The 23339-nt window shown below is 27.3% G+C and carries 27 protein-coding genes; 8 read left to right on the top strand and 19 right to left on the bottom strand.

The genetic code is table 11. From position 1 onward, the window contains the following. On the top strand, nucleotides 1-744 hold the full coding sequence (locus tag CINS_RS06360; RefSeq protein ID WP_039650828.1) for a HisA/HisF-related TIM barrel protein: 744 nt from the start codon (nucleotides 1-3) through the stop codon (nucleotides 742-744). Here the strand turns inward: CINS_RS06360 and pseH are convergent. From pseH to pseF, 6 genes are read right to left on the bottom strand one after another with little or no spacing between them, the layout of a single operon-like run. Beyond that, on the bottom strand, nucleotides 712-1185 hold the full coding sequence (pseH, locus tag CINS_RS06355) for a UDP-4-amino-4,6-dideoxy-N-acetyl-beta-L-altrosamine N-acetyltransferase (protein ID WP_039650826.1): 474 nt from the start codon (nucleotides 1183-1185) through the stop codon (nucleotides 712-714). The genes CINS_RS06360 and pseH overlap by 33 nt on opposite strands. Continuing rightward, complete coding sequence (gene pseG / locus CINS_RS06350; protein ID WP_039650825.1) at nucleotides 1163-1987, bottom strand: UDP-2,4-diacetamido-2,4,6-trideoxy-beta-L-altropyranose hydrolase; 825 nt, start codon at nucleotides 1985-1987, stop codon at nucleotides 1163-1165. Before pseG ends, pseH begins: the two co-directional genes overlap by 23 nt. Beyond that, nucleotides 1971-2696: a WbqC family protein gene (locus CINS_RS06345; RefSeq protein ID WP_170161469.1), complete on the bottom strand. Its 726-nt coding sequence runs from the start codon at nucleotides 2694-2696 to the stop codon at nucleotides 1971-1973. The genes pseG and CINS_RS06345 overlap by 17 nt, the downstream gene beginning before the upstream one ends. Beyond that, nucleotides 2693-3367: a methyltransferase domain-containing protein gene (locus CINS_RS06340; protein WP_039650823.1), complete on the bottom strand. Its 675-nt coding sequence runs from the start codon at nucleotides 3365-3367 to the stop codon at nucleotides 2693-2695. The genes CINS_RS06345 and CINS_RS06340 overlap by 4 nt, the downstream gene beginning before the upstream one ends. A gap of 1 nt (nucleotide 3368) precedes the next feature. Then, nucleotides 3369-4043, bottom strand: a complete 675-nt coding sequence (locus tag CINS_RS06335) for a class I SAM-dependent methyltransferase (protein WP_232012941.1) — start codon at nucleotides 4041-4043, stop codon at nucleotides 3369-3371. Continuing rightward, nucleotides 4034-4735 (bottom strand): pseudaminic acid cytidylyltransferase, encoded by a 702-nt coding sequence (gene pseF, locus CINS_RS06330; protein ID WP_039650821.1) that lies wholly within the window; start codon nucleotides 4733-4735, stop codon nucleotides 4034-4036. Before pseF ends, CINS_RS06335 begins: the two co-directional genes overlap by 10 nt. Nucleotides 4736-4797: 62 nt before the next feature. Between pseF and CINS_RS06325 the strand changes: the two genes are divergently transcribed. Continuing rightward, the gene (locus CINS_RS06325; protein ID WP_039650819.1) at nucleotides 4798-6039 is read left to right on the top strand and encodes a DUF2920 family protein; all 1242 of its coding nucleotides are present in this window, start codon (nucleotides 4798-4800) and stop codon (nucleotides 6037-6039) included. Next, complete coding sequence (locus CINS_RS06320; RefSeq protein ID WP_039650817.1) at nucleotides 6030-7241, top strand: DUF2920 family protein; 1212 nt, start codon at nucleotides 6030-6032, stop codon at nucleotides 7239-7241. Before CINS_RS06325 ends, CINS_RS06320 begins: the two co-directional genes overlap by 10 nt. Before the next feature lie 18 nt (nucleotides 7242-7259). Here the strand turns inward: CINS_RS06320 and CINS_RS06315 are convergent, their stop codons facing one another. Genes CINS_RS06315 through dcd form a run of 10 tightly spaced genes read right to left on the bottom strand, consistent with a single transcriptional unit; the run spans nucleotide 7260 to nucleotide 15954 of the window. Continuing rightward, a complete protein-coding gene (locus CINS_RS06315; protein ID WP_039650814.1) occupies nucleotides 7260-7478 on the bottom strand; it encodes an acyl carrier protein in 219 nt (72 codons plus the stop codon). Further along, nucleotides 7475-8521 (bottom strand): beta-ketoacyl-ACP synthase III, encoded by a 1047-nt coding sequence (locus CINS_RS06310; RefSeq protein ID WP_039650812.1) that lies wholly within the window; start codon nucleotides 8519-8521, stop codon nucleotides 7475-7477. Before CINS_RS06310 ends, CINS_RS06315 begins: the two co-directional genes overlap by 4 nt. Then, nucleotides 8505-10022: an HAD-IIIC family phosphatase gene (locus CINS_RS06305; protein WP_039650810.1), complete on the bottom strand. Its 1518-nt coding sequence runs from the start codon at nucleotides 10020-10022 to the stop codon at nucleotides 8505-8507. The genes CINS_RS06310 and CINS_RS06305 overlap by 17 nt, the downstream gene beginning before the upstream one ends. Continuing rightward, a complete protein-coding gene (locus tag CINS_RS06300) occupies nucleotides 10019-10918 on the bottom strand; it encodes a class I SAM-dependent methyltransferase (RefSeq protein WP_039650808.1) in 900 nt (299 codons plus the stop codon). Before CINS_RS06300 ends, CINS_RS06305 begins: the two co-directional genes overlap by 4 nt. Continuing rightward, nucleotides 10912-11136, bottom strand: coding sequence for an acyl carrier protein (locus tag CINS_RS06295; RefSeq protein WP_039651446.1), 225 nt, complete (start codon nucleotides 11134-11136; stop codon nucleotides 10912-10914). Before CINS_RS06295 ends, CINS_RS06300 begins: the two co-directional genes overlap by 7 nt. A 24-nt stretch (nucleotides 11137-11160) precedes the next feature. Continuing rightward, on the bottom strand, nucleotides 11161-11934 hold the full coding sequence (locus tag CINS_RS06290) for an AAC(3) family N-acetyltransferase (RefSeq protein WP_039650806.1): 774 nt from the start codon (nucleotides 11932-11934) through the stop codon (nucleotides 11161-11163). Further along, complete coding sequence (locus CINS_RS06285; protein WP_039650804.1) at nucleotides 11931-13214, bottom strand: DUF4910 domain-containing protein; 1284 nt, start codon at nucleotides 13212-13214, stop codon at nucleotides 11931-11933. Before CINS_RS06285 ends, CINS_RS06290 begins: the two co-directional genes overlap by 4 nt. Continuing rightward, nucleotides 13214-14341 (bottom strand): UDP-4-amino-4,6-dideoxy-N-acetyl-beta-L-altrosamine transaminase, encoded by a 1128-nt coding sequence (pseC, locus tag CINS_RS06280; protein WP_039650802.1) that lies wholly within the window; start codon nucleotides 14339-14341, stop codon nucleotides 13214-13216. The genes CINS_RS06285 and pseC overlap by 1 nt, the downstream gene beginning before the upstream one ends. After that, nucleotides 14338-15345, bottom strand: a complete 1008-nt coding sequence (pseB, locus tag CINS_RS06275) for a UDP-N-acetylglucosamine 4,6-dehydratase (inverting) (RefSeq protein ID WP_039650801.1) — start codon at nucleotides 15343-15345, stop codon at nucleotides 14338-14340. The genes pseC and pseB overlap by 4 nt, the downstream gene beginning before the upstream one ends. A 48-nt stretch (nucleotides 15346-15393) precedes the next feature. Continuing rightward, nucleotides 15394-15954 carry a dCTP deaminase gene (gene dcd, locus CINS_RS06270; protein ID WP_039650799.1) on the bottom strand — a complete coding sequence of 187 codons (561 nt, stop codon included), beginning with the start codon at nucleotides 15952-15954 and terminating at the stop codon, nucleotides 15394-15396. 127 nt (nucleotides 15955-16081) lie between these two features. Here dcd and accB point away from each other — a divergent pair, with 127 nt between their 5' ends. Together accB and CINS_RS06260 are read left to right on the top strand one after the other, a co-directional pair. Beyond that, entirely contained in the window at nucleotides 16082-16528 is a 447-nt protein-coding gene (gene accB / locus CINS_RS06265; RefSeq protein WP_039650796.1) for an acetyl-CoA carboxylase biotin carboxyl carrier protein, read from the top strand. 1 nt (nucleotide 16529) lies between these two features. Continuing rightward, nucleotides 16530-17861 carry an acetyl-CoA carboxylase biotin carboxylase subunit gene (locus CINS_RS06260; protein ID WP_039650794.1) on the top strand — a complete coding sequence of 444 codons (1332 nt, stop codon included), beginning with the start codon at nucleotides 16530-16532 and terminating at the stop codon, nucleotides 17859-17861. A gap of 15 nt (nucleotides 17862-17876) precedes the next feature. Here the strand turns inward: CINS_RS06260 and CINS_RS06255 are convergent, their stop codons facing one another. Then, complete coding sequence (locus CINS_RS06255) at nucleotides 17877-18704, bottom strand: peptidylprolyl isomerase (protein WP_039650791.1); 828 nt, start codon at nucleotides 18702-18704, stop codon at nucleotides 17877-17879. 65 nt (nucleotides 18705-18769) lie between these two features. On the opposite strand from CINS_RS06255, the gene gltX reads away from it, so the two are divergent. From gltX to CINS_RS06240, 3 genes are read left to right on the top strand one after another with little or no spacing between them, the layout of a single operon-like run. Continuing rightward, nucleotides 18770-20161, top strand: coding sequence for a glutamate--tRNA ligase (gene gltX, locus CINS_RS06250; RefSeq protein ID WP_039650789.1), 1392 nt, complete (start codon nucleotides 18770-18772; stop codon nucleotides 20159-20161). Further along, on the top strand, nucleotides 20161-21396 hold the full coding sequence (locus tag CINS_RS06245; protein WP_039650787.1) for a malate oxidoreductase: 1236 nt from the start codon (nucleotides 20161-20163) through the stop codon (nucleotides 21394-21396). The genes gltX and CINS_RS06245 overlap by 1 nt, the downstream gene beginning before the upstream one ends. Nucleotides 21397-21451: 55 nt before the next feature. Beyond that, nucleotides 21452-22132, top strand: a complete 681-nt coding sequence (locus CINS_RS06240; protein WP_039650785.1) for a 6-amino-6-deoxyfutalosine synthase — start codon at nucleotides 21452-21454, stop codon at nucleotides 22130-22132. On the opposite strand, the gene CINS_RS06235 is transcribed toward CINS_RS06240, so the two are convergent. Continuing rightward, nucleotides 22113-22637, bottom strand: a complete 525-nt coding sequence (locus CINS_RS06235; RefSeq protein ID WP_039650783.1) for a hypothetical protein — start codon at nucleotides 22635-22637, stop codon at nucleotides 22113-22115. The two genes, CINS_RS06240 and CINS_RS06235, sit on opposite strands and share 20 nt — an antisense overlap. Beyond that, complete coding sequence (locus CINS_RS06230; protein ID WP_039650781.1) at nucleotides 22624-23337, bottom strand: thioredoxin fold domain-containing protein; 714 nt, start codon at nucleotides 23335-23337, stop codon at nucleotides 22624-22626. The genes CINS_RS06235 and CINS_RS06230 overlap by 14 nt, the downstream gene beginning before the upstream one ends. Between the last annotated feature and the right edge of the window lie 2 nt (nucleotides 23338-23339).

Raw genomic sequence — 23339 nt, 5'->3', positions numbered from 1 at the left:
ATGCTTAAGACTAGGATAATACCTTGTGTTTTATTAAAAAATGGACAATTGGTAAAAAGTATTAATTTTCATTCTTTTAGAACCATAGGTCATATAATTAGTACTGCTAGGGTTTATAATGCTAGAAATGTTGATGAGCTTATTGTATTAGATATAGATGCTTCAAAAAATGGTAATATAGATTTTGAAAGTTTGGAAGATATTGCAAATGAGTGTTTTATGCCTCTTACTATTGGTGGTGGTATTAAAAAAATTGATGATATTAGAAGAATTTTAAGTATTGGTGCTGATAAGATTAGTATTAATACCATAGCTTTGCAAAATCCATATTTTATAAAAGAAGCTGCTAATACCTTCGGAAGCTCTTGTATTGTTTGTGCTATTGATGTTAAAAAAGATAAAAATGATTTTAAAGTTTTCAATAAAACAATTCTTGATATCAATCCTTTAGATCTTGCTTTAAAATATGAGACTTTGGGTGCGGGTGAGATATTGCTAACTAGTATTGATAAAGAAGGTGCAAGTGAAGGTTATGATTTAGAACTTTTAGAATTTTTTAAAGATAAACTTAAAATTCCACTTATTATTAACGGTGGTCTTAGTAAGCCAAGCGATGGAGTTGATGCAATTTATAAAGGTGCTAACGCACTAGCTGGATCTTATATATTTCATTTTAGTCAATATACTCCAAATGATATTAAAAATGAACTTTTAAGAAATAATATTCCTGTTAGAATTGTTTAGCTTTACAAAATAAAAGTCATCATTTTCATCATAAATACAAAAATTATGTTTTATATATAAATTTAAAGCCTTTGTGTTATCTTTAAAGACATATGCTTTTAGAATTTGTACTTTTAAAATATTAAAAGCGTATTTTTTTATTTCATTGATTAAAATATCACCTACACCTTTTTTTATAGCGTAAAGACCAAAATCACAAGTTTGTGAAGTAATATTTGTAAAATCAATCACTCCTATAGCTTCGTTACTTTCATAAACTAAAAAATATTTTTTAGTTGAATCATTTTTGAGATTTGATAAAAATTTTAAATGTTCATCGAAATCAATATAAGAATTCTTCATAAATTTAGCTATTTGTTCTTTGTTTCTGTGTTGCAAAATAAATTTTTTTTCAAAGTCATCTAAATCGGTAAAGTTTTTAAGCTTTAAACTCAACTTCATATCCTTTTTTTGCTAACCAAGCGGCTATTTTTTTTTGATTTTTGACATAAGCGATAGCCTTGAAATTTGCTTTTAAGACTAATGCTTCATTGATCAAAGAGCTAGCGCTGATAATCAATTTTTTACTTTGATTCATCAATTTTGCTAAATTTTGACTATCTATTATTAATTTTATATTTTCATTTTCTTGGCTAAATTTTTCTAATTTTTTTAAGTGTTTGTTTGCACTTGTCGTAGTAATGACAATTTTTTTATTTTTTGGCAAAGAAAGAGCGATATTTAGGGATAAATTTTTACTATCAACTCCACCCATGCAAATTAAAAAATCATAAATTTTTTCCCGTTTTATTTTAGCTTCTTCATAAAATTCATCTCTAATTAAAGCATAAGAAAAACCACATCTTAATTCACAATATTTAGGAACTAAATCTTTATAATCACTTGCTTTTGCATAAGGATTGACATTAAGTAAAATATCGCAATAATGTTCTTTAAGTTCATCATCAAAACTTAGAATTTTTACACCAGTTTCTAATTTTATAAATTTTTCATCTTCGTAATTGATATCATAGTGATCAATTATCAAAAGATCAAATTTTTCTTCTTTTATAAGATTGGTAAGCTCATAAATGCTAGCACTACTTAATTCATAGACAGAATAAGGAATATCATCTATTAAAGATCCTTCTAATGGTAAACATGCAAAAGATACATCTTCGTATTGTTTAGCTAGTATAAGGTCTCTTTTTATATGACCATGTCCAATTTTGTTAGAACTATCGCTTCTAAACAAAACTTTCATTTATTTTCCTATTTAGTTCAATAATTTCTTTAAATTTTGTGTCAGCTTTTTTTTCATTAACGATAAAATCAAAAATTCCTAAATAAGGCAAAAAATCTTTACCTAATTGTTTATATGTAGGATGTATAAAATCTAAGTATTCGACATTGATATTGGCTTGCTGAAATATAGTTTTAGCGTATTCTTTTTCTAAATAATCTTTTGATCCTTCTGGAGATAAATATTTGTCTGCATTTAATTGTTTACAAATTTCAAGCAATAAATCCTCTCTTTTTTTATCAACAATATTCAAGTTTGAAGCTTTTAAAAGAGGTGTTTTTATATTTAAATTTTGACAAAAAAAATCTATTAAAGATATATTAAAATCTACTAATTTTTTACAATGATTTAGTTGGTTTTTTAGAAAACTAAAATATATATTAAAATTAGCACTTTTTGAATAAGCGTGATAAAAAGTATCTAAAAATTTGTTCTTCCACCGAGAATCTTCGTTAATATAAATTTGATTAAGTGGTGTTTTTTGAGGTGATTGCTGTAAATTTATGCTTATTAAGTGACACTGATTGTTTAGTTTGATTTTGTTTCTATTTTGCCAAGATCTTTTTTCAAATTGCACATTATCTAAAAAAACAAAAATATCCACACTTGCTATCATATATATATAGCCAAGCCATGGATTAAAAGTTGGTTGCATAATAGCTATTTTCAATTTATTTTTCCATAAATTACTATATCGCTATCATTAACTAAGAGCTCTTTTTCTCCCATTATATTTGTGCTTTCGTATGTTAATACTTTAAAATCATATAAATTTAAATTTTCTTTTAAAATTTCCACTAATTCATGTTCTTGGTAAAGAGTATTAATACAACCTAATTCTCCTGTGGTATTATCATTAACAATCTTAAAACAATTGTGTTCTATTTGTTCTCCAAAGCCATATCTAAAGTCTTTTATACTTCTTGTTCTTAGAAAAAATAAAGCATTTTCTTTATACATTTTATATTCTTTAGATATTTTTAAAAGTTTTATAAAATCATCTCTTTTTAAATAATTAATTACATTAGGGATTAAAAAAATATCCGCATTAATATTTGGATTTTTCATAGGAAATTCTAAAATATTATCATTAAAAAAATGATATTTGTTGCTTTTTATAACTTCTTTAAAATTGTAATTTGCGTTATTGATATTATTTTCATCTAAATCAACACCTATGCATTCATAATCATAATTTGCAAATAAAGAAAGATTATTGCCATTAGAGCAAGCAAATTCTAAAACTTTTTGATTTGTTTGATTATGCAAGCCTTGCTTGAAAAAGAATTTTATAATAGCATTATCAGGAAATTTTAACCCTCTTAAATTTTTTATATACATTTTACTCCTTTGTAATTTTTCCATATAAAATTATATCGCTATCTTTTATGTATACTTTATTTTTTATATTTATATTTTCACTTGTTATTAATTCATAATCATATAAATTTAAATTTTCTTTTAAAATTTCTACAAGTTCATATTCACAATAAGCAGTGCAAAGGCAATTTTTTTCACCGCTAAAATCATCATATTCTAAAATAAAACTACCATTATCAAGTTTTTTACCTAAACCATAACGATGATCTTTAATACTTCTTGCTCTTAAGAAAAAATATGCGTGGTTTGCAAATAAATTATTTTTCTTACTATTTAATAGCATTTGTTTAAATTCTTCCTTGCTAATGTAATTAATAACATTTGGAATTAAAAATACATCAGCATTGATATCATGATAATTTTTAGCAAAGTTAAGCATATTTTCATTAAAAAAATGTGCATTGGAATATTTCATAATTTGTTGAAAATTATATATAGCATTATCATGATTTTGCTTTTGAAGCTCAACACCTATACATTCATAGTTATAGTTTGCAAATAAAGAAAGATTGTTACCATTATGAGAAGCAAATTCTAATACTTTTGCATTTGCTAAATTATTTAATCGTTTTTTAAAAAACCATCTCACAAGTTCCATATCAGGATATTTAAAACCTTTGATTTGACTTATAAACATTGTTTTCCTTGTTTGAATTGATATGAGAATTTAGCAAGTTCTAAATCTTCATATGTGTCTATATCACAGACTTGGTTTTTTGGAAGTAAGAAGGCTTTAGAATAAGGCTTGAACATAAAATCTTGTTTAAGCCAAGCATCTTTTTTACCAAAATAAAAAGCACCTGCATCATGATAAGCTTTAGTTAGATCTTGACTTCTTGTATAGTAAAACTTTTCATCAAACATATAAACTTTATTATCTTGATCTGTATAAAAAGCTCTTTGTATTGGATATTCAAATTCACAAGCTGAAAACAAAAAATTGCAATCTTCATAAATAAATTGATTGTAAGCTTGTTTTAGAATATTTTCATCTATTAATGGAGCAGTTGCATATAAACAACACACATTATCATAAATATATCCTAAATTTTCAAGTTGAATAATAGCATCTTTTATCACTGCAGTAGAGCTTGTATAATCATCACTCAACTTAGCATCTCTAATAAAAGGTGTTTTTGCTCCGATATTTTGAGCTATTGTGATGATTTCATCATTATTACTTGAAACTATAACATCATCAAAAATTCCAGACTTTAAAGCGTTTGTTATGCTATAAGTTATTAAAGGTTGCCCTAAAAAATCGACAATATTCTTTTTAGGAATGCGTTTTGATCCACCTCTAGCAGGGATAATGCATATATTTTTCATAATTAAATTCTTTTATTTTTTAAAAGTAAGTATAATGTAGTATAAATTTTAAAAGGCTTAAAATGCTTGTAGATAAAACTTATTTCATAGATTCGTGTGATGATGTAGAACTTAATATAAAAAGAGAAAGTAAACTTGAATTTAGATTGGCTTACGATGATGAAAAAGAAATAGAAGCTGTGGTTTGCGTTATATCAGGAATTGGGAATGATATAAATGATGATTTGTATATAAGTGATTTTATAGCTAGAAATTATAAAGTTGCTGTTATTAATGTAAATTATCATTGTATAGGAAATCGTCCTCAAACAGGATCAACATTTTATTTAGATGAGATAGATAAATTAATTTTAAAAACAAGTTTAGAAGCTACAAATTTAAACATACCTTATGATGTTTATGCTATAAATTCATATAATGAAATGAATGATATTATGAAATATATTAATTATGAAATAGAAAAAATGAAATCACACTGGAAAATAGAACAAAATTATCGTTTAGATTTAAGTGTAAGCTTACAACCTACAAAAAACGAATATCAAAATTTTGGAATCATGCAAGCAACAGATATATTAAATGCTCTTTTATATATTAATAAAAATCCACCTTTTAAGATTATGGGGGGGGGTATGAAGAATATTTTAATTGGAGCTTCTCATGGAGGTTATTTAGCAAATTTATGTGCAAAAATAGCTCCTTGGAATATTGATTGTATTATTGATAATTCTTCACATAGTATCATTAATACATTATGGAGAGTAATAGGTTTTGGTAAAGAAATTGACTATACTAAATATTTTTGTTTTGGAACAAATCAATTTTTTAAAAATATTGCGATTTATGTTAATGATAAAACTCATTGGACTTCCAATAAACAATCTCCGAGATATTTTTCACCAGCAAGAAAACTTATAAGAGAAATTTTAAATAAGGAACACTTAAAAACTCAAAGTTTATATCCTAAACCAAAATATATTTCTTATCATTCTAACTTTGATCAGTTTGTACCTTTACAAGATAAAGAGCAAATGTATAATTATTTAAAAGAATTAGGATTTGATATAGAATTTACTAAAATTATGAATCAAAATGATGTTGATGGAAAATTTATTAAAAATTTAGAACATGGTATGGGTATTCCCGTGAAATTACTCATTAAAAAGCATTTACCATATATCTTAAAAGAAAAAACTAAAGATAAAACTTGTAAAAAAGAAATTTCTTATAAAAGTGATGATTTAATTTATACTTTTAAAGAAAAAGATGACAAAATACTTTTAGAGGTAAAAGCATGCTTATAAATAAAACTTATTTCATAGATTCTTGTGATGATGTAGAACTTAATATAAAAAGAGAAAGTAAACTTGAATATAGAATAACTTATGATGATGAAAAAGAGATGAAAGCTGTGGTATTTGTAATAGGTGGATATGGTGCAAATGCTAATATGACTTTTGTTGATTTTAATCGACAATTTGTAGCTAAAAAATACAATGTTGCTGCAGTAAGTGTTTTGTATCATTGTTTTTGTCAAAGAAAAAGTGATGTGGAAAGATATAGTGCATTACTAGCGTTTATTGAAGAGGATTTGCCAAATTTAGAAAAAATTTTGAGAGAATTTAATATAAATACACGTAGTTTAAATATTTATTCTGCACCAGATTATTATAATTTTTTAAATGAAACTATTAGTGATTGGAAAGAAAAGCATTATCTACCTCAAGATTATCGAGCACATTTTAGTGCAACCTTTATTCCACCAAATAACGAATATCAAAACTATGGCATAATGGCAGCAATTGATCATATCAATGCTTTAAAAGATATTTTAAATAAATATCCTCAATTTAAAACTCTACCTAAAATTTACGGAGGTGGATCTTATGGAGGTTATTTAGCTTTAATGTGTGCAAAGATAGCTCCTTGGTATGTTGATGGAGTTATAGAAAATTCAGCTGCAATCTTGCCACCATTTGAGTATTTTTTAGGAAAGGAATTTCAAAAAGAAGATAGCGTAGTTTATGGTTCTAATATAATGATGCATTGTCAAGTTAAAACTCATTGGACTAGAAAAAACCCAAACTCTCCTTATTATTTTGCAGATGAAAATTATCTAATAAGAGCTTTATTAAATCAAACTCATTTAATATTACAAACTCAAAAAAGTAAAGATATAGTTTATATAAGTTATCATGGCTCAAAAGATACACTCACCCCAACTAACTACAAGATTCAAATAGTACAAATACTTAAAGCATTGGGCTATGAAATAAATTTTCATTTAATAGAAGAAAAAGATATAGATGGTAAATACATTAAAGATTTAGAACATGGATGTGGAATTCCTGATAAAGCATTATTCAATAAAGAATTACCAAACATGTTAGAAAAATTAAAAGGTAAAGAATTTAATATAAGAGAAGATAGTATTTCTTATCCTTGCAAGGATAAAGTTTTTACTTTTAAGGATAAAGATGATAAATTTGTTTTAGAGCTCTTATAATTTAAGATCTTAAAGATCTTAAATTTTTGCTAAAGCTAAAAGATCGCTTACTTTTTCGCATTGTTTTAAAGCTTGTGCGTCAATTTGTATATTTAAAGTATTTTTAAAAAATACCATAATAGAAACAAAAGCAAGGCTATCCCATTCGTCAATGTCGTCTAAAATCATATCTTCACTTAAAGCTTCATCCATATGCATAACATCAGCTAGTTCTTTTAGCAATTCTTCTTTGGTCATTTTTTCTCCTTAATAATGGTTTTTATTTTATCAAATTCTAGATAAGCACTCCCCCATGCAAGTCCAGCACCAAAAGCGCTTAATATGGCGTTAAAATTACAATTTTGTATGTGACAAAGTAAAGCAGGTAAAGAGCAAGCGCTTAGGTTTGCGTATTTTTGCATTAAAGTATTGGGTACTTTTTTTGCATCTAATTGTAAATCAAAAATTAAATTTTCAACTAAAAATTTATTTGATTGATGAAATAAAAAGTATTCAATATCCTCTTTATCTTTAGCACAAAATTTAAGTATTTCTTTTACACTTTGAGCTTCTTTTTCTAAAGCAAGATTAAAAATTTCAGCCCCATCCATATAGAGATTTTCTAAATTTCTATATGGATTTGTTTCAAAAATTTCTTTATTTTGAGTTTTGCTTTTATCCAATTTTGAAAAAGCACGATTTGGTATGATGAGTTTATCAAAGCCACTTCCATCAGAATGAAGACTAAAAAAAGATTTGCTTTCTTTTTTTGTTATTAAGCTAGCGCTGACTCCATCTCCAAAAATAGGTGCTAAATTTGCATTGAGAGGATTTATAGTTTTGCTTAGAGTATCTCCGCAGATTAACAAAATATTTTTAGCATTTTCATTCTCTATGAAAGAATATGCTAAAAATAATCCATACAAGTAACCAGCACAAGCTTGATTTACATCAAAAGCTATAGTGTTTGTGTTTAAATTTAATCTTTTGTGTAGATAATTAGCACAAGATGGCATAAAAAAATCAGGTGTTTGAGTAACAAAGATCAGCATATCAAGTTCGTTTTTATCAAAATTTAAAATTTCAAATAAATTTATACTTGCTTCATATCCTAAATCACTTGTACTGGTATTTTCATCAGCTATAAATCTACTTTGTATGCCTGAAATTTTTTTCATTCTTTTTAAGGTTTTTTCATCATTTAAAAATACACTCTCTAAACAATCATCTATATCTATGCAATGTGATGGCACACAAACACTAACGCCTAAAATATGTGCTTTGTTAAATTGTGCTTTCAATTTCTAACCCTTCATAAGATATTTTTTCATCAAAAATAATAGCAAAATTTGATTCTATTTTTATATTTAAACTTTGTAAAAAGTCTATAAAGGGTAAATTTCTTTCACCTTGTTTATAGTAAAGTAGAGTTTGTTTTGTATTTAATTTGTCTTTTAATAAGGCTATACTTTTATAAAGCATTATTTTTTCTAGTTTTCTTCCAAGGGCTCTACAGCTTATGCAAAAATCTAAAATTAATAATTGTTCTTTTTCTTTTTTAGCAACTATTACTGCGATGATACCACTATCGCTTAATTTATCATTCATTTGTATGCTAAGTATAAAATTTTCTTTTGCAAAATTTTCGCATTGAATCAAATCCATTCTTGAATAATTAGCTATAAATTGATTTGTTTTATTTAAAAGTTCACAACATCTTTGTAAATTTTGGTTAATATTAAATGTTAATTTTATTTTTAAATTTAGAAAATATTCTTTTTGATTAAGTTTAGCAAGATTTTTTCTTTCGATATTTGCTTTTATATCAGCACTTCTTAGTTTATCTTCTTCATTTGTTTTTGTCTTAAATAAACCAGGATAAAGTTTTAATGCAAACGAACTTTCATTATCTGCTAAAAGTGTTTTGATGCCTAAATATTTTGTATTTTCTATTTCTGCTATATTATCATCTATAAATAAAACACTATCAAAACCTATATTGAAAAAATTTACAATTTCTTTAATGTTCTCATCTTTGCTTTGCCAGTTTGCTTTTATATAGGAAAAATCATCTAAATTCAAGATAAAATCACTTCTGTGCGAAAATAATTTTTTTACATCTTCTTCATTATTTTTAGATGCTATGGCAAGTAGAAATCCTTGATTTTTTAATTTTTGAAGTTCGTTTTGCAAATTGATATGGTTTGAATTTAGTTTTAGATTATCTATTCCATCTTCGCCCAAAATACCATCATATAAAGTATTATCAAGATCTACAATAATGGCTTTTAAATTTGGCTTTAATAGGCTAGGAATAATGCTAAGTCCTAAAACTTGGGCTAATTTTACAAAAGCTTTACTACTAAGCCTACTTGCGCTTAATTCAAAATTTCTTTCATCTAAAAGTTCATCTTGTTTTAATGATAGAATTTGACTTAAGTCGTATTTTTTGAGTTTTGTATCGCCTAATAAAAGAGTTATTATCGGTGCAGGATTTAGGTTTTTTAATTCTTCGATTTTTTCTTCTAAAGTATCATCAATATTATTTTTATAGTTATTTAAATCTATGAAAATAATATTTATATCAGCGTTTTTATGACTATTAAAACTTAAACTATCATCATAAGAACTTAAATTAAAATTTGCCCTTAGATTGCTAAAAGCTAAAAAAGCGTTAATAATACTTTCGCAAGGCTCAAACGAATGATTTCTAAATACATTTATATTGATACTTTCAAAAGTATTTTCTTTGCTTAATCTTATAAGCTCATTTCTTTTTAATTTTGATGAAAAAAGATTCATTTTTTTATTAAAACTACAGCCATAACTATAGCATTTCTAGTTTTCAAAGCTTTTTCTAAAGAATAATTGTTTGCCATAAAATATTCACAAGTTTTTATTTTTAGATCAGCTTCATCTAGAATTTTTTCCACTTCATTAGGATGAGAAAATAAATAAATATGATCAATAGCAGGTGCATTGATAGGTATGGTAGCAAAAATTTCCCCATTATCATTTAGTAATTGCTTTACATCTTTCATAAATTGTAAAGGATCTTCCACATGTTCTAATACTTCTCCCATAACCACTAAATCTGCTTTATCATCAAAGTCACATTTTGTAAAATCTTTGCAAATAAATTCACATTTATCTAAAGTATTAACTTGATTTTGCACCATATCTTTACTCATTTGACAACTAATGGGCGATATATCTATACCATAATACTGATTAAATTTATTGCTTCTAATAGCTTTAACAAAAAATTCTCCGTGTCCAGGTCCTATTTCTAGATAGATATTTTTATTTTCTTTTTTATTATCTATATATTTTGCAAAATACCTTCTAACTTCAATATGGGCATTCCATATAAAAGAGGATATTGCAAGTCCTACCATATATTTTTTCATATATTCTTCATTCAAATATACTTTATCTTCTACTTCTGCTAATGTACTATATCTATATTTTCCATATTCTATGAAAAATTTTGTTTCTTCTAAAGTATCATTTAAAACTACTATATAACTTTGAGCTTGTTCTTCTAAATCTATGTTTAAACTTTCCTTGTAATAAATAACTAGTTTTTCTAAGTCTTCATATTCTTCTTTGCTAAGCTTTAAACCATCTAAACATTTTTTATGCAAAGGGTTTTTTTGTTCTATCAAATCAAATAATTTTCTTGAATTTTCTAGCATAATTTATCCTTTATAGCTTTTAATAAATCATTTTGTGATTTTAAATTTATCATTTCTTCTTTATTAAATTTTATATCAAATTCTTCTTCTAAGCTCATTATTATATCAATATGAGCTAATGAAGTCCAACTTTTAGAATTTTCCATACTTAAATTTGAATTTTCATCAACCTTAAGTTCTAAAATATTTTCTAAAATATCATAAAATTTACATTCTATACATGTATTCATGTTGGTTCCTCTTCAGTTAGAATCAAAGTCCCCCCCCCATTGATAAAAAGATCTTTCAATAGCTCTAGTGTATGATCTAAAATTAAAACTAGATACAAAACTTCCCGCAAAATCAAATTCTTTGTAATGTTTTGTGCTTTGAGCAATTTTATTGATATTATCAACATTTGGTAAAGATGGTCTATCTAAATGTCTTACATAGTAATTGATGCTAATATCCTTACTAGTTTCATCAATCATTTTACCACTGAAAGTTTTAAAATATCTATAAGGAACTTGAATTTTTTCTTCTACATAGTGAGTGATTGTATGACCTTCTCTTGTACCAAATAATATTAACTTTGCATTATATTTTACTAATAAGTCAAAAATACTATTTGTTCCAAAACAGCTATCGTGTTTTTTTATAAAATTATATTTTTTAGCTCCCCAAAGTGCAAATGAAAAAATGGGATCATTGCTACGAATGACATCTTTTTGTTTTCTAAAATATTCATTTAGTAATCCAACTTCGCATTTTGAATTTAATTTATCATAAATTTGATTTTTACAAAAACTATAGGTAAAAGTCGGCATTATTAAAGTTCCTTCTTTTCCTATGGCTTCAAAAAAGGCTTCGAGTATAGTCTGTAAAAACTCATTTTTAGGAAGTAAAGGGAAGCCAAATTTAAATAGCTCAGTATGAACGCATATGATATCACCTTTTTTGATACCAACTTCACAAAGAGTTTTTATTAAATCATCTTTGGTGTATTTTTTATTATTATGTTCTAAAAAATATTTCATTGTATAAGCTCATTTTCTTTTAATTTTTCTATTAAATCTTTTAATTCATAGCCTTGTAAATTTAATTTATTTGCTATGTCTAAAACATCGTTTTTACCATCACAATAAGCTAGAAAACTAAGTATATTTTCAACCCTTCCTTCTCTTTTACAATAATTTATATATAACCCTCTTTTACCTAAATTTGGTTCGCAAATTGTGGTATTTGTATAAATTTCATTAATTTCTAAATTTAAAATGATTTCTTTCATTGCCTCTAATCCACCTTCTAAACCTTTTTGACTAATGAAATTTAAATCATCTTTACTAGTGTGATATTCTTTATAATCGCCAAAGCGAGTTCTGCATATACCGACCACAGGTAAACTGACTAAAGGTGCACAAAATTGTCTTTCGTTTCCACCTCTATCTAGAAAGTTAAAATTTTTGAAATTTCTTTTGCTTTTTAGAGTGTGAAGAGCTACTTTATCGCTTAAAGTATTTTCGTTTGGGGAGTGTATAAGAGAGTAAGCATTATCATCACCTATGCAAGAGAGTGCAAAGCCTGCTTTGGTGTATTTTTGTAAATATTTTAAATGCTTATTTATATAAACTATGCTTCCTATAGTTTCTGGAGCTATTAAAAAGCGATAATTATATTTTCTTTCCTTTTGTTCTAAAAGCCATTTGGCTAAAAATATGGCAACAATAGGACTGCTTAATTCATTATTTGCCATAGATGGATGGCATAAATAAGAGCTTATTAAAATTTCATCTTTATTGTTTTGAGTACTAGGAATTATAAAATCAGCGTAATTTAATACCCCATCAAAATGTTTTGCATCTATAAAAACTTTATATTTACCTTGTTTTAATTTAATTTTATCTGTATGTTTGATGCAAAAACCCCATCTTCTTTGATAATAGCTTGTTACGTAAGGTATAGCATCTGGATACTCTTCTATAGAATATAAATGATCTTGTAATTGTTCTAATTCTAGTTCTTGATCTATGCCTTGAGAATAATTTAATACATGTAGATTATTCATTTTAAAATCACAAATTTTTTCTCCATCTGGAGTGATGATATAAGCATCATTTATTTTCCATTCTTGAGGAATTTCCCAATCATAAACTTTAGTGCCACTTTTTATAGAATGAATTTTTAGTATACCCCCCCCCATAGCATCATCAAGAATTTTTAAACTTTGTCTAAAACCTTCACCTGTTATACTTCTACATATTGGGAAAAGCTTGCATGCTAGATCGTACATTCTCTCCTCTCGTGATATTTTTTGCATTAATAACATCCTTTTTTGGTTTGTTGTAAAATTTCAAATAATTTATCTTTAATAAAAATGGCATCTTCTATACTCATTTCTTGATGACAAGGTATACTAAGTTCTGCTTTATAAAAATCATCTGCATTAGGTAGTTTAATATCACCCAAGAGTTTTTTATAAAAATTAAATTGATAAGTAGGTTTATAATGAACTTGCACGCCTATACCATAATCTAATAATCTTTCAAAAATAAATTCTTTTTCGCAATAAAATTCTTTATTTAATAGTATAGGATACAAATGTCTTGAACTTTTTTTATAATCTTTGATTTTTATGATACTAAAATAAGGATTATCTGTAAATTCTTTATCGTAAAAACTTGCTATATGTTCTCTTTTTTCTAAATTTATATCAAGTTTTTTAAGTTGATTGATACCTAGAGCACAAGCTACATCGCTTAAACGATAGTTGTATCCTAATTCTATCATATCACTATCCCATAATCTTTTTTTTACAATTCCATGGCTTCTTAAGAGTTTTATTTTTTCTATTAATTCTTTATCATTGCTAAGTACAGCTCCGCCTTCAAAGGTAGTAATAGGTTTTACAGGATGAAAAGAAAAGATATTTAAATCAGCTTTACTTCCCACTTTATCTTTTTTGTAATTAGCTCCTAAAGCATGACTAGCATCATCAATAAGAGGTATATTATAACTCTTGCATAAATTTATAATTTCATCTAATTCAACGCTATTTCCAGCAAAATCAACAACACAAACTGCACCTATATTTTTATGATCTTTTTCAAGTCTTAGTTTTAATTTATTTTCATTAATATTGCCATCAAATTTTATATCGATAAATTCTATCTTTGCTCCAGCCATTAAAGCAGCATTGGAAGTTGCTACAAAGCTCATAGGGGTTGTAAGAACTATTTTATCTTTTACATTTAAACTTAAATATGCAAGATGCAGTGCTGAAGTGGCTGAATTTAATACGCAAGCATATTGAGTTCCTACATATTCGCAAAGTGCTTCTTCAAAGGCTTCGACCTTACTTCCGCCGGTTAAAAAATCATCTTGTAATGCATTTATAACACTTTTTATATCGCTTTTGTCTATGTTTTGATGTGAATAAGTTATCATTTTTCCAACTCTGTATGATTTATGATATTTAAAAGATCTGCTTGATTGATCCATGAAGTATTGTTGTCTGAACTATAGGAAAATCCATTAGAAACATTACGTCCTTTTTCATTTTTTGCATTAATACTAAAATCTATATTTGTATTAGTAAATTTTATACTCGGGCTAATAGCATAATAATCTTTAAATTCATATGTTAAATGACTATCATCGCTTGAAATCATAATTTCATGAAGTTTTTCTCCAGGTCTTATACCTATGATTTTGTGTTTTAAATCTGGTGCCATAGCTTTTGCTAAATCTATGATTTTCATTGAAGGAATTTTAGGGACAAATACTTCTCCTCCATGCATAATTTCAAAGTTATTTAATACGAAATTTACTCCATCTTCAAGACTTATCCAAAATCGCGTCATTCTTTCATCAGTTATTGGAAGTTCTTTAGCATTGTTTTCTATAAGTTTTTTAAAAAAAGGTATAACTGAACCTCTTGAGCCAACTACATTACCATATCTTGTGACGCTAAATTTGGTATGAGAGTTGCCTGCTATATTATTGGCTGCTACAAAAAGTTTATCACTTGCAAGTTTTGTAGCACCATATAAATTTATAGGATTGCATGCTTTATCGGTAGAAAGTGCAATACACTTTTGAACATTATTTTCTAAACATGCATCAATGACATTTTGTGCTCCATTTATATTGGTTTTTATACATTCCATGGGATTGTATTCTGCTATTGGTACATGTTTCATAGCAGCTGCATGTATAACAAAATCCACATCTTTCATAGCTACGCTTAATCTTTCCTTATCTCTTACATCTCCTATGAAATATCTCATGCATTCATCATTAAACTTTCTTGCCATTTCAAATTGTTTTAATTCATCACGTGAGTAAATAATAATTTTTTTAGGCTTGTATTTTTGAAGAAGCGTGTTAGCATAAGTTTTACCAAAACTTCCTGTACCGCCTGTAATTAAAATACTTTTTTCATCAAACATTGCAAAATCCTATATTTGTTACTATAAATTCATATCGTCAAAAAAATATTATTTTAAAATCCTTGGCAAAGTAATGCCTGTTTGAGCTTGATATTTGCCTTTTTTATCAGCATAGGTAATATCACACGGCTCATCACCTTGTAAAAATAAAACTTGAGCTATGCCTTCATTTGCATAAATTTTTGCAGGCAAAGGAGTAGTGTTAGAAATCTCTATAGTTATGTGACCTTCAAAACCTGGTTCAAAAGGAGTTACATTTACTATAATGCCACATCTTGCGTAAGTACTTTTACCAAGACATATAGCTAAAACATTATCAGGCATTTTAAAATATTCTATAGTCCTAGCTAGTGCAAAAGAATTTGCAGGCACTATACACACATCTCCTTCAAAATCTACCACATTTTCTTCTACAAAATTTTTTGGATCAACAACCGTTGAATTTACATTAGTAAAGATTTTAAATTCTCTTCCAACTCGTATATCATAACCATAACTAGAAAGTCCATAGCTTACTATACCTTGACCTATATTAGCTTCACAAAATGGTTCTATCATTTTATGTTCTAAAGCCATCTTTTTGATCCAATTATCTGCTTTTAAACCCATGTGTTTCCTTAAAAATACAAAAGTAAATTTTTAGATTATATCTTAAAAATTAGTTAAAAATAAATAATTGAAGTTATTTTTAGTATTTTTTTATATAATTATGAATTAAGTCTATTAAGGAGTGTATATGACAAAAGAAGAAATTAAAGAACTTATGGAGCTTTTTGCAAAAGCAAATGTAAGTAAAATTAAAATAAAAGAACAAGATGGATTTGAAATAGAACTTGAAAAAGATTTATGTTGTGAATTACCTGCACCAGCTCCTGTTGTGCCAGCTCCACAACCAATTAATGTAAATGTTGTAAATGAAACTAAAACTAATCAAAATTCAAATAAACCAACTATCAATAGCCCTATGGTTGGGACTTTTTATCAAGCTCCAAGTCCAGGAGCAGCGCCTTTTGCTAAAGTAGGACAGACTATTAAAAGTGGAAGCACGATAGCAATTATTGAAGCTATGAAAATTATGAATGAAATTGAAGCTGAGTATGATTGTAGAATAGTGGAAGTGTTAGTAGCTGATGGACAGCCTGTAGAATTTGGTATGCCATTGTTTATGGTGGAGAAATTATAAAATGGAAATTAAAAAAGTTTTAATTGCAAATCGTGGAGAAATTGCCTTAAGAGCTTTAAGAACTATTAAAGAAATGGGTAAAAAAGCAATTTGTGTATATTCTACTGCAGATAAAGATGCACTTTATTTAAAATATGCTGATGCTAGTATTTGCATAGGTAATGCTAGAAGCTCAGAAAGTTATTTAAATATTCCAGCCATTATTAGCGCTGCTGAAATTAGTGAAGCTGATGCAATTTTTCCAGGATATGGATTTTTAAGTGAAAATCAAAATTTTGTGGAAATTTGTGCAAAACATAATATTAAATTTATAGGTCCTTCGGTGGCTGCTATGGCTTTAATGAGTGATAAAAGCAAGGCTAAACAAGTTATGCAACGAGCCGGAATACCAGTTATTCCAGGAAGTGATGGGGCATTAAATAGCGCTTTAGCAGCTAAACAACTTGCTAAAGAAATAGGTTATCCTGTAATTTTAAAAGCTGCTGCAGGTGGCGGTGGTCGTGGTATGCGTGTGGTTGAACAAGAAAGTGATCTTGAAAAAGCGTATTGGTCAGCCGAGAGTGAAGCAATGAGTGCATTTGGTGATGGAACTATGTATATGGAAAAATATATTCAAAATCCACGTCATATAGAAGTTCAAGTTATAGGCGATAGTTTTGGAAATGTAATTCATATAGGTGAGAGAGATTGTTCTATGCAAAGACGCCATCAAAAACTCATCGAAGAATCACCTGCAATTTTGCTAGATGAAAAAACTAGGACAAAACTTCATGAAACTGCGGTAAAGGCAGCTAAAGCTATTGGATATGAAGGTGCTGGAACTTTTGAATTTTTAGTAGATAAAAATTTGAATTTCTATTTTATAGAAATGAATACACGTTTGCAAGTAGAGCATTGTGTGAGTGAAATGGTTAGTGGGGTTGATATTATTGAGCTTATGATAAAAGTTGCTGAGGGATATCCTTTACCTAAACAAGAAGAAATCAAATTAAGAGGTCATTCTATTGAATGTAGAATAACAGCTGAAGATTCTAAAACCTTTTTACCATGCCCAGGAAAAATCACAAAATATGTAGCTCCAGCAGGTCGCAATGTAAGAATGGAAAGTCACTGTTATCAAGATTATAGTGTACCACCTTATTATGATTCTATGATAGGAAAATTAGTTGTATGGGGTGAGGATAGAAATGTAGCTATAGCAAAAATGAAAATAGCTTTACATGAACTCATTATCGGTGGGATTAAAACTACAAAAGATTTTCATCTAGCTATGATGGATAATGCAGACTTTATAAATAACAACTACGATACAAATTATCTTTCAAGACATTAAGATAGGTTTTTTGACCTATCTTATTTCTTCTATATGGGCATTTGATCTAATTTTATCAAGATGATTTTTAAGAGCTAATTCTTTTTGATTGATGGTATAAGCATTACCTATTTGTTCTTTGATTAAATCAAAATCAATAGGATTTTTTCCGTATTTTTCTTTCACAAAGTAAATAATATAGGCATTTTCGCCATTTAATACAGGTGTAAAATCACCAGCTTTTGTATTATTTAACAAAGCTAATAATCTAGGATCTATATTTGAGGCATTTAAACTAATAGCTTTTGATTTAATTTGTTCATTTTTATACATTGGATTTTGTAAAAGTTGTTGCAAAAGTTCAGGATTTGTAGAATTATAAACAACTAAATCTACATTTGAAAAAGTGCTAAATTTATCAAGATTATCTTCATAAAATTTTTTTAACACTTCATCATTGATATTTACTTTTGCGTTTTGCATAATATTATGATACAATCTTTCTCTTTGCATGTCTTTGCGAACTTGTTCTTTAAAAAGTTCAAAATTTAATCCTTTTTTTTCCATATTTTTTTGCAAACCATTGATATCAGTATTGTTGCCTTTAGCTATTTGATCTAATTTATTTTTTAAGTCAAAATCACTAATGACAATACCAAAATTTTTAGCTTCATTTTGTTGAATTTTATCATCTACTAAAAAAGCTATTGCTTTTTGTTTATCATTAGTTTTTAGTTGCTTCATCGCTTGATTAATATCATAAAGAGTAATAGGTTCATTTTCTACTATCATAGCTACTCCACCGATAGTTTGAGCATATAAAATATTTGCAGCAAAAGAGCATGATATTAAAAATTTTTTCATTTTAAAACCTTTATTTAAGTGTAAATATAGCATTATAACAATAAAAATTTAAAAAAGGTAAAAATATGCAAGAAATCTCAACGCGTTTTGCTCCTTCTCCTACAGGCTATTTGCATATTGGAGGTTTAAGAACTGCTTTGTATAATTATCTTTATGCAAGAAAAAATAATGGTAAATTTTTATTACGCATTGAAGATACTGATTTAAAAAGAAATTCTCAAGAAGCAACACAAGCTATTATAGAGGCATTTAAGTGGTGTGGACTTGATTATGATGGTAAAGTAGAATACCAATCACAAAGATTTGATATATATAAAAAATATATTCAAAAATTATTAGATGAAGGAAAAGCTTATTATTGTTATATGAGCAAAGAAGAACTTGATGAGTTAAGAACCAAACAAGAAGCAGCCAAAGAACGTCCAAGATATGATGGTAGATATAGGGATTTTAAAGGTACCCCGCCAAGTAATATTGAGCCTGTGGTGCGTATAAAGGCTCCACAAAACGGAGAGATTAAATTTATTGATGGTATTAAAGGTGAAATTAGTTTTAAAGCAGAAGATATTTTAGATGATTTTGTTATAGCAAGAAGTGATGGAAGTCCTATTTACAATCTCACAGTTGTAATTGATGATGCATTAATGGGAGTTAGTGATGTAATAAGAGGAGATGATCATCTTTCTAATACGCCTAAACAAATAGTTCTTTATAATGCTTTAGGTTTTGAAATTCCTAAATTTTATCATGTTGCTATGATACATGGAGAAGATGGCAAGAAACTTTCTAAACGCCATGGTGCTACTGATGTCATGGAATACAAAAATATGGGGATATTGCCTCAAGCTTTGTTAAATTTTTTAATAAGACTTGGATGGAGCCATGGAGATGATGAGCTTTTTAATCTTGATCAAATGAAAACATTATTTGACCCAAATCATATCAATAAAAGTGCGTCTTGCTATAATTTTAAAAAATTAGAATGGCTGAATGCGCATTATATTAAAACTTTGCCTTTTGAAGAGATTAACAAGCAGCTTAAAGAATTAGGTTTTGATTTGAATTTATATGAAAATGCAAATTTTTTATTAGATATGTTAAGAGAAAGAGCAAAAACTTTGCATGATATTATTGACGGGGCAAAAATGTTACTAAATGACCCAAAAGAATATGATCAAAAAGCTATAGATAAATTTCTTAATGAAACAAATTTATCTTATTTAGAAAAATACGCTAACGTTTTGAACGAACAAAAAAATGCTTATGAATTTGAAGAATTCACCAATAAATTTTTAGGGGAAAATAATCTAAAATTAAAAGATTTAGCACAAGCCATACGTATTGCATTAACAGGTGGTTCTGTAAGTCCTAGTATATTTGAAGTATTGGAATTTTTAGGTGTACAAAAATGTCAACTTAGAGTACAAAATTTATTAAATTACATAAAGGAAAGATGATGGATTTAAAAGAAGAAGCTTTGGAGTATCATTTAGGTGGTAAGGTTGGTATAGTTGCTAGAAAGCCTATGGACAGTGCACACGATTTATCTTTGGCATATTCACCAGGAGTTGCTGAGCCATGCATCGAGATAGCTAAAGATGAAACTCTAGCTTACAAATACACAAATAAAGCTAATTTGGTTGCTATAATTAGTGATGGAAGTGCGGTTTTAGGACTTGGCAATATAGGAGCTAGTGCAAGTAAACCTGTTATGGAAGGAAAGGCATGTTTATTTAAAAAATTTGCTGATGTTAATGCTTATGATTTAGAAATTGATGCACATAGTGTAGAAGAGGTTGTTACTTTTTGTAAAGCTGTGGCACCTACTTTTGGAGGTATTAATTTAGAAGACATTTCTGCTCCAAAATGCTTTGAAATTGAAGCGGCATTACAAGATCTTGGAATTCCTGTGATGCATGATGATCAGCATGGTACAGCTATTATTTCTACAGCGGGATTGATGAATGCTATGGAAATTAGTGGTAAAAAATTTGAAGATATTAAAGTGGTGGTTAGTGGAGCAGGTGCAGCGGGTATTGCGAGTGCTAGAATGTATAGAAATTTAGGTGTAAAAAATATTATTTTAGTTGATAGTAAAGGTGTGGTGAATACCCAAAGAAATGATTTAAATAAGTATAAACTTGAATTTGTGAGTGATACTAAAGCTATGACATTAAAGGAGGCTATAAAAGATGCTGATGTATTTTTAGGACTTAGCGCTCCAAAAATTTTAGACGATGAAATGGTTTTATCTATGGCTAAAGATCCGGTGATTTTTGCTTTAGCTAATCCTATTCCTGAAGTAATGCCAGAAGATGTAAAAAGAGTAAGAAGTGATGCTATTGTAGGTACAGGAAGAAGTGATTATCCTAATCAAATTAACAATGTTTTAGGTTTTCCTTTTATTTTTAGAGGTGCCTTAGACGTTAAAGCGACTAAAATTACAGAAAATATGAAAGTTGCAGCAGCTAAAGCTTTAGCAGATTTAGCTAAACTTGAAGTAACTGATGAAGTTAAACAAGCTTATGGCGTAGAAGAACTTAAATTCGGTAGAGATTATGTGATACCAAAACCTTTTGATAGTAGAGTTAAAGCAGTGGTAAGTGCTGCAGTTGCCAAAGCGGCTGTGGAAGATGGGGTTGCTTTAGTAAAAGAATTTGATTGTCAAAAATACATTGATAGTTTAAAATAATTTTTTCTCAAGTCTATAATAGACTTGAGAGTTATAATATCGAGAGTTTATAGCAATGATTTTTGGTAAAATTGATTATTTAAATTTACTTCCTTTGCATATTTATCTTAAAAAAATGCCTTTGCCTACTTATGTTAAGAAAATTACTGAGTATAAAAAAGGGGTTCCTAAAAAGCTTAATGAAAGTTTATATTTTAGGCGTATTGATGCTGCGATTATTTCTAGTATAGAAAGTTATAATAAAAAATATAAAACCTTGAATATTGGAATTTGTGCAAACAAAAAAGTAAAAAGTGTTTTAGTTAAAAAACAAACACAAAACAAAGAAGATAGTAGTTCAGCAACGTCTAATGCACTTGCAAAGATATTAAAGCAAAATGGTGAAGTAATTATTGGCGATAAGGCTTTAAAGCTTTATTTACAAAATCCAAATGCTTATATAGATTTGTGTGAAGTATGGTATGAAAAACTTAAACTTCCTTTTGTTTTTGCAAGATTTTCCTGTATAAAAAATTTTTCAAATTATAAAAAAATAATGAATTATTTTGTTAAAAGAAAAATTTTTATACCTCAATATATTTTGTGTGATTATGCAAAATCAAGAAAACTTTCTCAAAGAGAAATTAAAAATTATTTGAAATTAATTTATTATAAAATTGATACAAAAGAACAACTTGCATTGAAGAAGTTTTATATAATGCAAAAAGAATTAAGGATTAAAAATAAAAAAAACTAGCTATTTGCTCACTGATTTTTTCTTCTAATGTTTCTTTGACATTATCTAAATTCCCAAGATGGGTTGTTCTAGCTAAGAGTGAAGTTTTTTGTGAAGACTTTTTTGAGTTAATTTGTAAATTAACTTGCATTATGTAGTAATTTTCTACTTCCATGTCAAAAATATCATCTATTTTATCAAAATCATTGAAGAAAAATTTAGCACTTGAAGAACGAAGTCTTTGTGCATAAGAGAATTTTTTTAAATTAACAATATTGATCAGAATTTCATAATCAGCATCATTTTTATCTAAAACGAGTCCTAAATTTTGAATTTTTTTATTTATTTTTTCTTCTAAATTAGTATTTATTTTTGAAGGATTATTAATGTGTAAATTAATACTTTGTCCTTTTTTTGCTTGTAGAAAAATGCCTTCATTGCTAGTTTGAACAAAGGCATTCATAGAAGATGAGCAAGAGCTTAGAAAAAATCCAAGCAAAATAATAATCAAATTATTTTTGTGCATTTATTATCGTTGGAACAGCGCGTAAGCCAAGTTTAGAATATTTTTCAAAGGTATTTTTGACTTCATTTACCTCTGCATTACTTGGTTTGTTATATTCTTTTAAATTTTTATCATAATATTTTTTCATGATAGCAATTTTTTGAGCATCATCTTTTGCATTTTTACTTTCTTTATAAATTAATGCCGATTTTTCGAATGCGCTAATATCGTGGATTGGTGTGAGTATAAATTTTACTTGATGGGTTTTTAAAGTATCTTCGATTTTTTCCAAATGCATTCTACAATATGGACATTCTGGATCACTAAATACATAAAGTAAGGGTTTGTTTTTATCACCTAAAGAGATAAACATATTTTCTTTTTGTAATTCTACCAATGCTTTCTTAGAAAATTCGGCTTGTTGTTTTTCCATAAGTTTTGCTTGAAATACTTGAGAATAGAATCTTTCTTTTTTAAGATCTATAAGTTCTGTAGTGATAAAGTTGCCATCGGTAAATACTATTTCTTGAAAGTTTTTTCCTGAGAAATCAAAATTAACCATCACTGCCTCAAAATTGCTATCTTCAATTTTTTCTCTACTTGCAATGGTAATATTAGCATTGCTTAAGTTTGGATTTTTTTTAAAGAAATTAATTATTTCTTCGTTATTTGCTGCAAATAATGAACTAGCTAATGTTAGCAAAGCTAAAGATTTTTTCATTA

The organism is Campylobacter insulaenigrae NCTC 12927 (assembly GCF_000816185.1).
Classification (GTDB): Bacteria; Campylobacterota; Campylobacteria; order Campylobacterales; family Campylobacteraceae; genus Campylobacter_D; species Campylobacter_D insulaenigrae.
The sequence above is the reverse complement of the archived record's forward strand: the minus strand, read 5'-3'. Positions and strand labels throughout refer to the sequence as shown.

Bases quoted from the DNA above. Each gene is read 5' to 3' on its own strand.
- CINS_RS06360 (WP_039650828.1), top strand. From the start codon at position 1: ATGCTTAAGACTAGGATAATACCTTGTGTTTTATTAAAAAATGGACAA.
- pseH (WP_039650826.1), bottom strand. From the start codon at position 1,185: ATGAAGTTGAGTTTAAAGCTTAAAAACTTTACCGATTTAGATGACTTT.
- pseG (WP_039650825.1), bottom strand. From the start codon at position 1,987: ATGAAAGTTTTGTTTAGAAGCGATAGTTCTAACAAAATTGGACATGGT.
- CINS_RS06340 (WP_039650823.1), bottom strand. From the start codon at position 3,367: ATGTATATAAAAAATTTAAGAGGGTTAAAATTTCCTGATAATGCTATT.
- CINS_RS06335 (WP_232012941.1), bottom strand. From the start codon at position 4,043: ATGTTTATAAGTCAAATCAAAGGTTTTAAATATCCTGATATGGAACTT.
- pseF (WP_039650821.1), bottom strand. From the start codon at position 4,735: ATGAAAAATATATGCATTATCCCTGCTAGAGGTGGATCAAAACGCATT.
- CINS_RS06325 (WP_039650819.1), top strand. From the start codon at position 4,798: ATGCTTGTAGATAAAACTTATTTCATAGATTCGTGTGATGATGTAGAA.
- CINS_RS06320 (WP_039650817.1), top strand. From the start codon at position 6,030: ATGCTTATAAATAAAACTTATTTCATAGATTCTTGTGATGATGTAGAA.
- CINS_RS06315 (WP_039650814.1), bottom strand. From the start codon at position 7,478: ATGACCAAAGAAGAATTGCTAAAAGAACTAGCTGATGTTATGCATATG.
- CINS_RS06305 (WP_039650810.1), bottom strand. From the start codon at position 10,022: ATGAATCTTTTTTCATCAAAATTAAAAAGAAATGAGCTTATAAGATTA.
- CINS_RS06300 (WP_039650808.1), bottom strand. From the start codon at position 10,918: ATGCTAGAAAATTCAAGAAAATTATTTGATTTGATAGAACAAAAAAAC.
- CINS_RS06290 (WP_039650806.1), bottom strand. From the start codon at position 11,934: ATGAAATATTTTTTAGAACATAATAATAAAAAATACACCAAAGATGAT.
- CINS_RS06285 (WP_039650804.1), bottom strand. From the start codon at position 13,214: ATGCAAAAAATATCACGAGAGGAGAGAATGTACGATCTAGCATGCAAG.
- pseC (WP_039650802.1), bottom strand. From the start codon at position 14,341: ATGATAACTTATTCACATCAAAACATAGACAAAAGCGATATAAAAAGT.
- pseB (WP_039650801.1), bottom strand. From the start codon at position 15,345: ATGTTTGATGAAAAAAGTATTTTAATTACAGGCGGTACAGGAAGTTTT.
- dcd (WP_039650799.1), bottom strand. From the start codon at position 15,954: ATGGGTTTAAAAGCAGATAATTGGATCAAAAAGATGGCTTTAGAACAT.
- accB (WP_039650796.1), top strand. From the start codon at position 16,082: ATGACAAAAGAAGAAATTAAAGAACTTATGGAGCTTTTTGCAAAAGCA.
- CINS_RS06260 (WP_039650794.1), top strand. From the start codon at position 16,530: ATGGAAATTAAAAAAGTTTTAATTGCAAATCGTGGAGAAATTGCCTTA.
- CINS_RS06255 (WP_039650791.1), bottom strand. From the start codon at position 18,704: ATGAAAAAATTTTTAATATCATGCTCTTTTGCTGCAAATATTTTATAT.
- gltX (WP_039650789.1), top strand. From the start codon at position 18,770: ATGCAAGAAATCTCAACGCGTTTTGCTCCTTCTCCTACAGGCTATTTG.
- CINS_RS06245 (WP_039650787.1), top strand. From the start codon at position 20,161: ATGGATTTAAAAGAAGAAGCTTTGGAGTATCATTTAGGTGGTAAGGTT.
- CINS_RS06240 (WP_039650785.1), top strand. From the start codon at position 21,452: ATGATTTTTGGTAAAATTGATTATTTAAATTTACTTCCTTTGCATATT.
- CINS_RS06235 (WP_039650783.1), bottom strand. From the start codon at position 22,637: ATGCACAAAAATAATTTGATTATTATTTTGCTTGGATTTTTTCTAAGC.
- CINS_RS06230 (WP_039650781.1), bottom strand. From the start codon at position 23,337: ATGAAAAAATCTTTAGCTTTGCTAACATTAGCTAGTTCATTATTTGCA.